At 32.5% G+C, this 15276-nt stretch carries 11 protein-coding genes; 5 read left to right on the top strand and 6 right to left on the bottom strand.

Annotated features, from left to right (window positions below; all coding sequences use genetic code 11):
- Window positions 1-9 precede the first annotated feature (9 nt).
- Both AABI72_RS01660 and AABI72_RS01655 read left to right on the top strand, forming a co-directional pair.
- Window positions 10-1923, top strand: a complete 1914-nt coding sequence (locus AABI72_RS01660) for a RecB family exonuclease (RefSeq protein WP_338363777.1) — start codon at window positions 10-12, stop codon at window positions 1921-1923.
- A gap of 99 nt (window positions 1924-2022) precedes the next feature.
- Window positions 2023-3261: a hypothetical protein gene (locus AABI72_RS01655; RefSeq protein WP_338363775.1), complete on the top strand. Its 1239-nt coding sequence runs from the start codon at window positions 2023-2025 to the stop codon at window positions 3259-3261.
- 6 nt (window positions 3262-3267) lie between these two features.
- On the opposite strand, the gene uvrC is transcribed toward AABI72_RS01655, so the two are convergent.
- The 5 genes from uvrC to AABI72_RS01630 form a co-directional block, all read right to left on the bottom strand.
- Window positions 3268-5106, bottom strand: coding sequence for an excinuclease ABC subunit UvrC (gene uvrC / locus AABI72_RS01650; RefSeq protein WP_338363774.1), 1839 nt, complete (start codon window positions 5104-5106; stop codon window positions 3268-3270).
- A 12-nt stretch (window positions 5107-5118) separates the two neighbouring features.
- Window positions 5119-6279, bottom strand: coding sequence for a 1-deoxy-D-xylulose-5-phosphate reductoisomerase (dxr, locus tag AABI72_RS01645; protein WP_338363773.1), 1161 nt, complete (start codon window positions 6277-6279; stop codon window positions 5119-5121).
- The gene (mtaB, locus tag AABI72_RS01640; RefSeq protein WP_338363772.1) at window positions 6276-7535 is read right to left on the bottom strand and encodes a tRNA (N(6)-L-threonylcarbamoyladenosine(37)-C(2))-methylthiotransferase MtaB; all 1260 of its coding nucleotides are present in this window, start codon (window positions 7533-7535) and stop codon (window positions 6276-6278) included. The genes dxr and mtaB overlap by 4 nt, the downstream gene beginning before the upstream one ends.
- A gap of 62 nt (window positions 7536-7597) precedes the next feature.
- The gene (locus tag AABI72_RS01635; protein WP_338363771.1) at window positions 7598-8344 is read right to left on the bottom strand and encodes a hypothetical protein; all 747 of its coding nucleotides are present in this window, start codon (window positions 8342-8344) and stop codon (window positions 7598-7600) included.
- Between the two features lie 193 nt (window positions 8345-8537).
- Window positions 8538-9128, bottom strand: a complete 591-nt coding sequence (locus tag AABI72_RS01630; RefSeq protein ID WP_338363770.1) for a hypothetical protein — start codon at window positions 9126-9128, stop codon at window positions 8538-8540.
- A 274-nt stretch (window positions 9129-9402) separates the two neighbouring features.
- Here AABI72_RS01630 and AABI72_RS01625 point away from each other — a divergent pair, with 274 nt between their 5' ends.
- The 3 genes from AABI72_RS01625 to AABI72_RS01615 all read left to right on the top strand — a co-directional run bounded on the left by AABI72_RS01625 (window position 9403) and on the right by AABI72_RS01615 (window position 14838).
- Window positions 9403-12984 (top strand): porin, encoded by a 3582-nt coding sequence (locus AABI72_RS01625; RefSeq protein WP_338363769.1) that lies wholly within the window; start codon window positions 9403-9405, stop codon window positions 12982-12984.
- A gap of 338 nt (window positions 12985-13322) precedes the next feature.
- Window positions 13323-13922, top strand: a complete 600-nt coding sequence (coaE, locus tag AABI72_RS01620) for a dephospho-CoA kinase (RefSeq protein WP_338363768.1) — start codon at window positions 13323-13325, stop codon at window positions 13920-13922.
- Entirely contained in the window at window positions 13900-14838 is a 939-nt protein-coding gene (locus tag AABI72_RS01615; protein WP_338363767.1) for an RluA family pseudouridine synthase, read from the top strand. The genes coaE and AABI72_RS01615 overlap by 23 nt, the downstream gene beginning before the upstream one ends.
- Here the strand turns inward: AABI72_RS01615 and AABI72_RS01610 are convergent.
- Window positions 14835-15266, bottom strand: coding sequence for a hypothetical protein (locus AABI72_RS01610; protein WP_338363765.1), 432 nt, complete (start codon window positions 15264-15266; stop codon window positions 14835-14837). The two genes, AABI72_RS01615 and AABI72_RS01610, sit on opposite strands and share 4 nt — an antisense overlap.
- Window positions 15267-15276: the final 10 nt, after the last annotated feature.

Genomic DNA, 15276 nt, shown 5'->3' with positions numbered 1-15276 from the left:
AGGTTTATCATGATGTTTAAATTGTCAAATGATATGGTGCATTTAGATGGTTTTGCATCCATAGTAGAAGCTGGCCTGTTGTTTCAGCAGCTTGAATGGGTTTGGAATGTGGTTAGTAGGAAGTATATTGATCAGAAAATATGTATTGCTGTATGTGATAACAGTGTTGCACGAGCTGCATATGAATATTTTTGTACTAAAACCAGCATGATTGCCATGGCTTATAATTCATGCTTATCATCACCAGAGATGATATTTTTTAGTCTAATTTTAGAATTTACAGAAATAGGCTGGAGTTCAACTAGTTTATTATCATTGTTAAAGTCACAATATTGTTCTTTTGGGTTTGCTTCTGATATAGTGTATAACTGTGTTTTGTTTTTAGAAGATGAAATTTTAAGGTCATATGCACCAGCTTATAGCACTAAACAATTGATTTGTTGGGTAGAGGACTATAAAGGAAAGGTTGTTAAACCTAAATATTTCACCAATTTTTTTTCTAAGCTTGTAAATACACTGAAATATATAGAAAGCTGGAGAGTAGGTGATTTGTCTCTTGATGTGCTTTGGCTTAATCATCTAAAGATTGTATCTGTGATTGCTGGGTCTAATAGTTGGTATAAATTAAACAGCAACTTTGTTGATTTTGTTGCAGAAGGTTGTAGAAGTTTTACTGTTAATGAGAGCATTTCTTTTACAGAATATAAGAGCCTTATTTCTAGGTCTATGCATAATTTTAATCCACCTATAATCACAGATAATGATTGGCTGACAGTGTGTGGCTTGCGGCATGCAGGATCTGTTTATGCTGATATTTTTTTTGTTCTTAATTTGTGTGATGAAAATTTATTTACTGGCTCTGCTTGGCCAGCAATATTAGATAAGCGTGCAATTAAGAATCTTGGTTTTACAACACTTGAGGATGTAATTAATCTAGAGTATTTATTGTCTTTGATTCATTCTGGTAAGTTATATATTTTGTGCAAGAGTTTGTCTATGGTTTCTGTATTACAGCATAGTATAGTTGATATACAAGTAACAAAAGCATTTACAAATGTTGAAAGATGTAGTCATTATATTGCACCATCTCCAAGTCCACCATTGCATATGCGACCTGTGGAACTCTCTGTTAGTAAGTTGCAATCCCTATTAAATAATCCATATGGTTTTTATGTGGAGAATATTTTGGGCTTGCATAGAAAGCTAAAAATTGATTTAGATGTAGATAATAATGTTAATATTGGCACCATTGCACACAAGTTGATTGATATGGTAGTAAGCAAAAAAGTTGTGTTAGATGCTGATAGTGTTAAAAGAATATCTAGGGAAATGATAGTTGATTTGCTTGGTACAAATTTAGTTTTGCCAAAAGTTGATTTTTCTATTATTCCATTATTGCAGAAAATTATTTGTGATTTTATAAAAATGCATCAGAAAAGATTACAAGGGAATATTAATGTTTTTGGTGAAGTTGATGGTGCAATATCTTTTTTTATAAAAGGCAAGAAGGTTGCGATAAAGGTACGATGTGACAGAATTGAAGTTGATAGAGATAGTGGCTTAGTTAAGATTTTTGACTACAAGACTGGCAGCATCCCAGCAATGAAAGATTGTAGGGCAGGCATGGAATTGCAGCTTTCAATAGCAGCTCTTGCAGCTCTTGATGGTGGATTTTCTAATATTGGAGAGATTGCTGGTATAGAAGAATTAAGTTATTGGGACTTGAGGAGAAATAAACTACAACCTGTTAAAAGTATAGGTTGTTTGGATAATATGTTAGACACAATAAGGAATAATATAAAATGTTTTCTGGCAGATTATCTCAATAAAGATAGTGGTTTTTATGTTAAGCCAAGGATTAATAGGAGGTATTGCATCACTGAACATGATAATTTGTCACGCATTGATGAAGAAGGATATTAGTATAATTTTAATTAAAATTTTATATATTAAATAGATGTTGAATTTAATACTTTGATTTAAAAAATTGTAATAATTTATATAGATCCAAGTGAGGTAAAAATGAGCGCAGGATCTGCAGATGGTAATGATATGGCAAATATTGCAAAAGAAAATAAAGTTGCAATAAGCAATGAGCAAGATGCAGAGGTACTGTTAGATAATATTTTTTCTAGTCTTGACAACAATGCTAAATTTACTAAGATCTCTACATCTAAGGTAAAAGATGATAGTGGCAATGAAACTATTGCCAGAGCTGTTGACACGCCAGTTGTCAGTGATAGCAATGAGGAGAGCTTACAGCTTGAGCAGGGTGATCTTAATAACAACAATGCTAAATTTACTAAGATCTCTACATCTAAGGTAAAAGATGATAGTGGCAATGAAACTATTGCCAGAGCTGTTGACACGCCACTTGTCAGTGATGTTGATAATGAAGAAAGTTTACAGTTTGAGCAAGGTGGTTTTGATGATAATGAAGATAATTTAACTGACAATGAGTCATCAGAAGATAAGAGCTTGTCGTATGGATTTGCACTGCCTAAAAAAATTTTTACTGGAGGTGGTAAAAAATCTAGAATGTTTAGGCATGAAATTGAGATGGATGCACTAATTAGTCATAATAATGCAGTACATAATGAAATGATTAAGTCAAGTAATTTGAGTAGACTGAAATCTGGTATTGATAGACAATATAATACTAAAGAAGTTAATGATCTTAAGCAAGAAGGTTTGTTTTATAACAAAGAAGGGTCACTAGGATTAAATATACTAGGTAAAGAGCATGATAATAGTTTGCATAATAACAATGTTGCCAATACTAACACATTGAAAGAGAAAAGCGGTGAATCTGTTGATGTTGTGAGTGCAAATAATTCTTCACCATTGGTAAATAAAATAGATGCACAAACAGTAAAAGCTGTAAAGAGCAAGATTCCTAATAAGATTACTGCAGATAGCAATAAAGAAAGTTATAAAAGCTCTGCAGTTAAAAGCAATTCTAGTATAAATAGTCATAAGTTACATAATATTACTAAGGATGTTGAGATAGCAGAAGATGATCATGATTTGAATATGGATGATGTTAAATTAAATGTATTGCATCCAGATCACTTAGCTGTGGAGAACAATTTTTCTAGGGAAATAACATATAAATTATCCACAGGTGATTTTACTAGTATTGCTTTTATTCCAGATGATAGGTTGCCAGCATTAGTTAAAGATAGTAATGGCAATATGATTAATCCAGTATTAGTGCCACGTAAACTATATAATAGCTTGTTTAGTGTAAATTATAAATAGTTAAACTCATTTTCCACTTTTTAGAAATCCATGCACTTTTTCTGCTAAAAATATGCTAAATCCCTTGGTTCTTGATATTTCTGCTACAGATGCATTTATTATGTTATCAATAGATTTGAAGTGTTTTATTAGATTATTTCTACGCACCAATCCTATGCCAGGTATTTTATCCAGCACTGAGCTTGTAATTCTTTGATGCTTTTTTTTGCGATAACCAGATATTGCAAATCTATGAACTTCATCACGTAAATGTTGTAAGTAGAACAGAGTTTTTTTGTCATTAATAGTAACTTGTTTTTGATCTGTGGTATAAAATTTTTCCATACCTGCATTTCTGTTTATTCCTTTTGCTATACATAAGAATGGAATCGTAATATTAAGGTTTTTCATTGTGTCATTGACTACTGCAGCATGACCTGGGCCACCATCAATTAACAATAGATCTGGTATTGTACCATTTGTTTTTGCAAATCTTCTGTTTAATACTTCACGTAACATAGCATAATCATTGTTAGTAGTAGTTTTAATATTGAATCTTTTATACATTTTTTTCAAAAAACCATTTTTATCTGCTGCAATAATTGCACCAACTGGACAATCGCCAAAATTATGACTATTGTCATAGGCTTCTATTAGGTTAATTGGATACGTTATGTTTAAGATTTTTGCCAGTATATTTAAAATATTTTCTACCTCTTTTTGTTTCTTGATGAGATTTTTAAGATATGCTTCAGCATTTTTTGCTACGAAATTCATGGTTTTTAGAATATTTTTGTCTTCAGCATATTTTATTGTTGATAGATTTTTTTGCCCATGTTTAGAGGCGCTGATGGTGAATAATGCTTCTTCAACTATACTAGTACTAGTAAGTTTTATGTTGGTGTATATTTTTTCTGCTGGAGCTTTAATATGGTAAAATTGTATAATAAATGTTGAGAGTATCTGCTCTTTTTCCTCTTCCCAAGTTTTTTGTGAAAAAAATACTTGATTACCAGTATTGCAGTGATTACGGAAAAAGAAGACTTGTATACAATAGAAACCATCTAGAAATTCTATGGCTATAAAATCAGCATTTAGTATTTGTGGATTGACTGATGTGTTTGACTTTACTGAATAAAGATCATCTATTGCAGTTATGGTATTCTTGTACTCATTTGCTAGCTCATACTGCATTTGTTCACTAGCACCGATCATTTTGTTGGATAATTCTTTTTTTGTTTCACTAATTTCACCATTAAGAAATTTTATTGCATTAAGCACATTTTTGATATATGCATTTTTCTCAATTAGTCCTACACATGGTGCAGAACATCTATTGATGTAATATTCTAAACATGGTCTATTTCTACTTGTAAATACTGCATCAGAACATACCCTAATTTTAAAAAATTTTTGTATTATAGAGATAATTAGTGTTATGTTTGTAGCACAAGTGAATGGGCCAAAATAGCGTAGATTTTTCTTTCTTTCTCCACGATATTTCATTATTTTTGGATATGGGTGGTTTTTTGATAGTGCAATATAAGGATAATTTTTATCATCACATAGTTTTATATTATAAACTGGCTGCATGCTTTTTATAAGACATGCCTCTAATATTAATGCTTGTGCCTCATTGTCTGTGAATATAACTTCTATTTCAGATGCTTTGCTTACCATAACTTGTATTCTATTATCCAATTTTTTTGGCATGGTATAGCTAGTAAGTCTTTTTTTTAGGTTTTTTGCTTTGCCAATATAGAGCACCTCATCATTAGTGCTAATAATTTTATAAACACCAGGCTGATTGCTAATATTTGCTATTTGTTGTTTTAGATTATTTGTTGAAATATGGAGATTATTCATAGTTTGTATCTGTTATAAGATTTTTACTGACTCTATAATATTTTTTGCAGCTCTTCTTCCAGAATGATTTGCTATAATGACATCATTAATGTTATATACACTGTTAAATGGCACAAGATTTATTGTTTCTTCTATAACATCTATTATTTTATTAAATAAAATTTTACCATGCATGAAAGCATCAACAGCAATTTCATTGGCAGCATTTATTATGGTTGGATAGTTTCCACCATGTTGCATTGCTTCTCCTGCTATTTTTAACACCCTAATATGATCTTGATTAGGTTTATATATTCTTATAGAGTTTAACTTCTCTATATCAAGCATATTATTATACACAGGTATTTTAGGCCATGTAAATATACTGGATATTGGTATTTTCATATCTGGTGTGTTTATTATTGCTGATACTGAACTGTCTTGATAGGTCAATAGTGCATGAATGAGTGCCTGAGGATGTATTAAAACATTAAGTTTTTTTGGCTCTATATTGAATAGATTATGTGCCTCTATTAATTCTAGTGCTTTATTCATGAGAGTGGCAGAGTCTATGGATATTTTTTCTCCCATTTTCCATATAGGGTGCAGCTCTGACATTTTTGGTGTTACATTTTGTAATTGCTGTTTTGTATATCCCAGAAATGGTCCACCAGAAGCTGTGATTGTAAAGCTTTTTATCTCATTAATATCACTGCCTTTTAATAAACGAGATATAGCATGATGCTCAGAGTCTAATGGTATGATTTGAGTGCCATTGTCTTGTGCCATTTTCATGATAATTTTACCTGCACAAACCATAGGCTCTTTGTTAGCAATTGCCATTATTTTGCAGTTGCCAATAGTGTTGACTATAGCATTTATACCGGAGAATCCTGATATTGCCATTATAGCTCTATCAATTTTTGTGCTACATGCTTCCTTTACTCCATCTTCACCTGAAAGAATTTTTACTTTGTGGCCATTTAATATTTCTTTTAATTTAGGATATTTTTCTTTGTTGGCAATTACAACAATTTGAGCATTTGTTTTAATGGCATTACTTGCTAGCAGCTTGTAGTTTTCTGCAGCAATTAATGCATTTACAGAATATTGTTTGGTATAGTTTTGTAACAATTCTATGGCTTGTTGACCAATAGATCCAGTGCATCCAATTATAGAAATAGTTTGTTTCATATCATATTTGCCAAAAGATGTCCATTATTATGTTTAATAATCTTTAGCTTTATTATTGACCCAGCTGGCAGTTTAGTGTTTGCTTTTACTTTCATAAAATTTGCAGTATGACCTTTGCTAACAACATCACTTGATTTACTATTTTCAATTAATACACTATGCTCTTCTCCAATGGAGTTATTATATAAAATTTTCTTCATTTCTAAACCAGCATTCCGAGCAATTTTTACTCTTTGTTTTATAATATTGAATGGTACTTGTGGCATTTTAGCTGCTGGTGTGTTGTTGCGTGGTGAAAAAGGGAAGACATGCAGGTGGCTTATTCTGGCTTCTTTTATAAGATTTATGGAGTTCTGGAACATTTCATCATTTTCAGTTGGGAAGCCAACTATTAGATCTGCACCATATGTTATATCACTTCTGTAGTGTTGCAGATTATTGCAGAATTCAATAACTTGAGATCTTGTGTGCCTTCTCTTCATTCTTTTTAGAATCATATTATCACCTGATTGCATGCTAATGTGTATATGTGGCATTAATCTTTGTTCATTTTTAAACAAATTAATTAAATCTTGATCAATTTCTGCTACATCCAATGATGAAAGTCTCATTCTTGGTAATGAGGGAAATAGTTTAAGTAGTCTTTGTATTGCTTGCCCAAGGTTGATTTTAACTGGTAAGTCATTTCCATATGCAGTAATATCAACTCCAGTGAATACTATCTCTTTGCAGCCATTTAATAGTGCTTTTTCTATACATTGGGCAATTGCACCAAGTGGCATTGACCTGCTTTTTCCTCTGCCAAGTGGTATGCAGCAAAAAGTGCAGCTGTGATCACAACCATTTTGCACTTCTATCAACATTCTAGTTTTACTAGTTGTTTTTTCTACATCATATATTAATGGTTTAGATTTGGTTGGAAGTTCACTAACTACTATTTTTTTTTCCATCATTGAATAATTTTGTGGCACTAGCTTGTCATGATTGCCTAGCACCATATGAACTTCAGGCATTGCAGCAAATTTATCTGGATTGATTTGTGCAGCACAGCCAGTGACAAATATTTTAGCATCTGGTTTGTTTTTTTTTAAATTTCTTATTGTTTGCACAGCCTTTTTTTCTGCTTCATTTGTGACTGCGCACGTGTTAACTACAATGCTGTTTTCAGTGTTTCCCATTATAACATGTTCAATAACATCCCCTTCATGTTGATTTAGTCTGCAGCCAAAGCTTATTACTTGGTTTGTTTCTGACATTTAGTGTTTTTAATAAATAAATTAATTAAATTATTTTATGCTAAAAGTATTTAATCATCAAGCTATAGTAATTGGGTTGATGCACATTGATCTTGTAAATATTGAGCAGAAGAAGTATGGTTCATTCTATGTGAAGGGGTGCTGTAGTTATGCATAGTTGCAATGCTTAATGCATCTTCTAGGCTTTGTACTGTATAGTTAGTATTACTTGTTTTTAATAGATTTTTTAATGTATTAACTCTATTAGATGGCACTAGAACTAATACTTTTGTATTTTCATCAATTTGCTGCTTGTTTTCAGTAAGGATTTTAGGAATATAGTCTGGTGAGAGGCATTTTCTTATTGCTCCATGTTTTGCTGCTAATAGCATAGTTTCTATTTCAGTGAGTTGAGAAATAGAGTCATGGTAATGATTTTGTTCTGCAGATGTGCTTGCATTTTTTGCTAGTTGTGCATTTTTATGTTTTTCTTCTTGCACTAAATGTAGCTCTTGATCAATGTTTTGAAGTCTTATATGATGTTGTAGATCTGGGCTTATGCATGAATACATGGGTGTTTTATACTTACTAGAAATATCTGAGATCTTTAAGGCATGTTGCATTGAATTGTGATTATTGCTTGGTAGAGTTATGATTTGCAGTCTTGGATAGGCTATAGAGTTGTTGTATGAGCTAGATAATTGTTTTTGCATTTTGCTTTGTATCATAACCTGTTCTGTGGTTTTTTTTGCATGAAGATCAATGTCTTTAAGCCTTTTGTTTAATGGATTATCATGATATAATAATTGATTTATTTTAGCTATATTCACTAATTTTTATATTTTAACTCAATAATATAATTGATAAGTTATGTTATTTTAGAAAAATTGTCAAATTCTTAATAAGAAGAATTTGACATAATTAACTTTTTAAGATGAGAATATTAATAATTATTGTGGTTGGGAGCGCATTTTTTGTATGTGTTGGCTTTTTCTCCACTTTTGATTATCAAGATCAAGTACTCTAACTTTTTTTCTCCTTCCCTTGTTTTTTATGTTTTTTGACTGTTGTGTGTTTTTTGCTGTGTTTGAGTGTGGCGAGTAGTCTAGAAAGTATAGGAATCCATCCTCCTTCAAATTTATGGCCTTTTTCACCACTTTTTTTGTGTGAATTTTGTTCAATGAGGAATTTGTTAATGTTTTCTGGTATGAAGGCACTAACTTTCTTATATTGTTGCATGTTTTTTTGGCTTTCCTTTTCTTTTTGTATATCATTATACTCTCTTAAATATTGCTGATACATAGTGGCAAAAGTTTCCCCATGAGCTATTTGTGAGTCATCCTTTGCAATGCTGTGAAGCATAAAGTTTAACACCCTTTTTCTTTTTGGAGAAATTGACACAACTGCTTTTTTTGTTTCACAGACATTATTTATTATATTCTCTAATATACTATCTTTTGTATAGTGTCCAGTACCAATCATTTTTTCAATTACTAACAAATTTTTATTATAACATTTTGCAACAGTTTTCATAATAATATTATGATCATGTGCATATCCATCAAACAGTCTGTGTATCACTGCTAGTATATCACTATTGTCAATTTTATTCATATATTGTTAGTTAATAAGTATATATTAAATATCTTAGTAAACAATAGTTTATTATTTTTTAACTCATATTGAGTTGTTTTTTTTGATCTATTTTTCATTTAATGCTAGGTGTTTAATGCTTTTATTAATGTACTATGTCTTTTGTACCACACTGTTAATTTTAAGAGATAGTGATAGTTGTTAAGGGTTGCAATAAGTTGTGCTAGGTATAATATAAATTTAGCTAACATAATAGCATTATTTAGCTATATTAATTTTAGTATAGGGTTTTTATATGACAGATTTGTGCATTCAAAGTCAGATAATGCAAAGAGATATTCAGGATGGCAGTGATAATATTGTCAAAAAAACAGCATCTTATAATGTTGTAGATACTAGATCTAGTTTTAAGCTTTTGACACTATCCACATTTTTAATATCTTCACTTTTCACATCTACAGCTTTTATAAGCACTAATGCTAATGCTTCCCATCATCATGATAATGACAAACACCATGATAGTAATATGCACCATGATAACAAACATAATCATGACAATATGCATCATGAAGATAAACATCATGATAACAAACATCATCATGAAGATAAACACCATGATAACAAACATCATCATGAAGATAAACACCATGATAACAAACATCATCATGAAGATAAACACCATGGCAAGCATCGTGAGAATAAGCACAAAACAGAAATGAAGCAGCACACTAAGCATAATAATATGCAGTATCATGCACCACCTACTAAATATGAACCTACTTCTGTTTATCACAGGGGTACTAAAACCAGCTTGTATGGTGATGTTGATTTTCACTTTGCTTTTTTAGACAATGAAGATAAATTTAAACTTGGCAGGCTTACTCGTGACCATGTAATGAGTACTACTTATTCTGTGGGTGGAGAAGCAGAGATTTGGGTTAATAAAGATACCAGAGTTGGTGCAATAGTAGGGCTTGCTGCTACTAAAGATAAAAGATATGTATTTGACGTTGTTGGTTCTTCAGATCCAGTGTTATCTAGTCAAAACACACCGGTATCACTCCCAGCACTGCAATCTGCAAAACAACTGAATGCAAAACCTACAACTAGTGGCAAAAAACCTACAGTTGGTACTAGCTCTACAAATCTTAACTTCGATGTTGAAGTGGGCACAGCAAAAGTGTTAGATCTTGCTGGTTCTTCAACAACACAAATAGCTGCTAAAGCTGGCACTGGGGGAATAGATGCAACTGTTTCTGGTGTAGTAAATAGTGCAACACCTGTTATCGATAAGGTAGCAATAAAATTACCAGAAGTCACTCTTTCAAAAAGTGGCACTGAAAGTGTTAATTTTACTTCTACTGGTTATGATAAATTACTCACTCCAACAGGTGGTGGAACAGTAGATTCAGTTAAAGCTAGCAATAAAGCTGTAACTGTTGCCTCTGGCGATACAGCAACTGCAATAGATGGCAGTGGCATTACTCTTACTCTAAATGGTACTGGCTCAGTTGATGTGTTGAAAAAAACAGGACTATCAGCAACTAAAGTAGTTACTGCAACAGGTGCTTTAACTACTACCGATGTTGCTGGTATTACAGATCCTGCTACTATAACTGCAACAGCTGCTGCACCATTGACAACGCCAAAAACAACACTTGCAGCATCATCAGTACCAGCAATTAATACCCAAGATTTTAGTGGAAGTGGATCTGATACTCTTACACATAAACACGCTATAAATAGCTCTGATATAGCAGGTGCTCTTACTGCAACAACAACTATTGATGTACCAACTATATCTGTTGGTGGTGATACGGCATTGAAGCTTAAATCTCCAGATTTGGATGGTGATACTAAGCTTGTGCAAAACAAGGGTTTAAGTGTTGATGACTTGGCAGTTGACTTGTCTAGCATTACTCTTGGCACTCCCAGCTTAGCAGATGCTGATACTAGACTTATTACAGCAAAAGGTGGCTCTGGTGCTCCTACTGTAGATTTATCAGAGTTTGTTGATCCAACAAAGCTTGCTTTTGCACCAGCTTTAACTGCTACAGTGGAGGGTTATACTGCTGGCTATGGTTCAACAGGCACTGCTGATATAGAGGGTGATTTAACTGCTAATATAGCAGCAGGTGCTGATGTGCCATTAGCCATTCCAACTAAAGATATACCTGTTATTGCTAGTATAGCTGGTAATGTTTTACCTCCTGGAACTGTTCCAATTACTATTCCAATTACTGGCTCTGTTACTGCAAGTGGGGTTGTGGATGGCTTGAGTTCTACTTTAAATAATTATGCAAGATTTGGTGATGCTAAAGCTACTTTTGTTGATGCACACTTAGATCGTGCTGCTGTTTACATAGAAAGTAAGTTTGGCCGCTTTGAAGCTGGTTTGGATGAAGGACCAGAAGTTAAGTTGAGAACTGATGCCTCTACTATTGCTCATGGTACTGGTGGTATTGATGGTGTGTGGCATTATTATGCCAATCTTGGTGGTGTTGTAGGTCCAAACTTATTGAATACTACATATAACACCTTTTTCCCAGATATTAATACATCTGATTTTGGTTTAACTTCTAGTAGTTATTTTTTCTATCAACCAGCAACTTTTTCAGAGTTTAATTTGGAAAATGCACCAAAAGTTGCATTTTACAGCCCAGATTTTGGTGGATTTAGAATTGGTATGAGCTATTCAGCTGAGCAGAGTGATGATAATGTATATCAGCGTTTTGCTAATAAAAATGGTCAGTCATATAGTGATGTTCTTAGTGGCGCTGCTGAGTATTCTTTTATGATGAATGATATGGAATTTACTGCTAGTGTATTTGGTGAGTTTGCAGAGCATAATGAAAGATGCCTCTCAAATCTTACATCAAGTAGCAACAGTGAACGTTGTGTACAAAATTACTATGATTTAAAAAATCTTGGTTTTGGTGGTTCATTTGGTTTCCATGGCATTAGGTTTGCTGGCTCTTATGTAAACTTGAAAAAATCTGGTCAACGTATGGATTTGGCATGGAATCCAGATTGGCATGTATCTAATGCAAAAAATAATCCAACTGGTGGTACAGTTGCTTTAGCTCCCACAGTTATTTCAAATAATGAAAGTGCATTATATTCAAAATCAGAAAGACCAGAAACTAAGCGAGGCATTCCAAATAAAGTGTTGTTTAAAGATTTTGCATTAGTGCAAGTTAATTTTTCAGAAACTAGCAAGACTCAAGTTTTCACTGGTGGCACTGGTGCTGCAGCTGCTCTATCAGAAGATGCTACTGCTGGTATAACTCTTGATGTCAATGGTAATATTATTATGGGTAATGCATTATTCCCCTTTGCTGTACATACAGCAGCTGCTGATACAGAAATATCACTTAAAGTAACACCAGCTGATACAGATGATGATGTTTATGGTGAGCATGATTCATATTACTGGACACTTGGTGCAGCTTATGAAATGGGCCCTGTAGGATTTAGTATTACCTATATGAATGCAAAAACTCAGCAAAATGATGCATGGGGTGGTAGAACAAGATTGCGTAACTTTGTTGCTAGTTTTGATTATGAGATTGCTAAAGGGTTTACTCCATATATTGAAGTTTCATATTTCAAAACCGAAGATAAGACATATGGCTTTTTAGATGCAGCACAATTGCAAACTACAGCAGCTACTGCAGCAAATCCTAGTGATGTTACAGGAGCAATGGTAAATTATGATGCATTACAAGATACTTTATTTGCACAGATGTATGGTAATTCTATTTATATGTACAGCTCTGATGCCGGCAAAGGAGCTGATATTAATGAGATTAAGAAGCTTGTAGAAGATGAAAATAAAGGATACACAGTAATGATTGGTGCAAAGATGAGTTTCTAAATAAAGCTCACGCTAATTGATAAAAGCCACTGTTTTGTATCAGTGGCTTTTTATTTGTTAAATTAAACTTTATCAGTTATTGACAGTATATATTTTTTTGTTTATTGTATTCTAATATCTAACTTTTGATATAGTTTTATGTACCCTGAGCAAGGTGTTGGCTTGCTTTTTAGTAGATTTAAAAAGATATTTATTATTCAACAAGTATCTATAGCTTTCTATTCTTGGAGCTGTTTTTATAAAATAATTTGCTTAGATTTTCTATTTTCTATCCAATTTTGTTGCATATATTATATTCTTAATGTAATCAATGTTATTATAGATAATGTTGGTATACAATGAAAGTTGTAGGTCTCACTGGATTGATAGCATCTGGCAAAACTGTTGTTGCTGAGTTTTTGCATAGTAATAATATACCAGTGTTTGAAGCTGATAAGGCAATAAGAATGCTTTATGCAGAAAATCAAGAAGTTATATCAAGTGTAGCAAAAGTATGTCCTTCTGCATTTGTTGATGGTGTTATTGATCGCAAGGTTTTGCGTAAGTGTATATTCAGCAATAAAAGCTTATTAAGTGAACTTGAGATTGTAACTCTTAAATTTGTTAGAGAGTTGCTGTTAGATTTTATCAGTTCAACAGTAGAAGGTTTGCTTGTAATAGAAATGCCACTTTTATTTGAGAGCAAGTTGTATAAGTACTGTGATTATATAATTAGCATTGTTTCTGATAAAAGCATCCGTGAGCATCGTGCAGTTAATATGCGTAATATGAGTTTAGATTTATTTAATTTTTTAAATGATCGACAAATTGGTGATGATGAGAGGATTGCTAAGTCTGATTTTGTGCTATTTAATAATGAAACTGAAGATTTGTTGATAGAGTCTGTTAAGAAAATTTTACAGGAACTTGGTAAAGATGGTTGTTTTAATAATGACTGAACCCAAGGCATCCTCATCACAAAAAATGAATGAATACAGCATTGACAATGAGTATGCTAATACTAGGATTGATAGATTTTTATATCTTAAATTTGGCTTTACACATGGAATGATCAGAAAATTTTTAAGAAAAAAGTTAGTAACAGTGAATGGCAATAAGGTTGTTGCTGATTACAGAATGTTGTATGGTGACAAAGTTTTAATTTATGTGTCAATATTATCTAGAGAAAAAATAGAAGTTAGTAAAAAAAATAATTTTGTGACTGATAAGTGCTACAAAAAATATGAGAAAATAGCACTTAGTATGGTGCTGGACAATATGAATGAGTTAGTTGTTATTAATAAGCCATATGGCATGCCTTCACAAGGTGGTTCTAATATAAATGTGAGTATTGATTCATTGCTTAAGTATATTGAGAGTGGTTTACATTTAACGCATAGGTTGGATAAATATACCTCTGGAGTTATGCTTTTAGCAAAGGGAAATTTAATGGCTAGGAAGATTGGTGAACTGTTTAAGAATGCTATGGTAGGCAAAACATATTATGCTTTACTTAGTAGAATGCCTAGTAGTAAGTCAGGAGTGCTTGAGCTGCCATTATGTGAGATAGAGCAATCTGGTGAGCGTATTGTGGTTGTAGCCAAAACAAATGGTATTAGATCTATAACAAAATATAACGTTATTACTCGTATTAGTGAAGATATGATATTGGTTAGATTATCACCATTAACTGGAAAGAAGCATCAGTTAAGAGTTCATATGTTGCACCTAGGTTGTCCTATTATAGGTGACAAGAAATATGGTGGAATTGCTGGTAAGTTATGTTTATATGCGCACTCTATAAGTTTGCCAGGGGTAGGTATTTTTAGTGCTACCCCACCTAAGCACATGAGTTTTATATCTCCAGTGCTTTAGCTTACAATTTTGTACTGCATGCCACCTATAATGTTATAGGTATTTTTATCTTTAGAATGAAGTGGGAGGAAGCATTGGTCATACTTAACTATTCCACTGTTAGAATAGAGGATTTTTTTATCTTCAATAATTGGGTTTTGATAATACATAACTTCATCAAAAGCGCCTGATAAGATTTCAGGATCTGATGATACCAAAGGTGGTGAATCATGCTCTGGATCGAGTTCTTTTTTGTATGCAGATACTATTTCATCCCCTAAATGTGTATACTTATATATAAGTTTGTTGCTAGCCATTTTTATAGACATAATAAAGCAATGCTGCCAAATTTCTAGTATATCATCAGAAATAATCTGCTCCATGGAAGGTGGTTTTTGTTTGCTGTGTAGTTGCTTCCAATAATGATAGAGTATATTATTTAAACTCATTTGTTCCTCA

Source organism: Candidatus Xenohaliotis californiensis (genome assembly GCF_963930935.1).
Taxonomy (GTDB): Bacteria; Pseudomonadota; Alphaproteobacteria; order Rickettsiales; family CAWVOK01; genus Xenohaliotis; species Xenohaliotis californiensis.
This window is presented reverse-complemented; position numbering and strand designations above follow the sequence as displayed.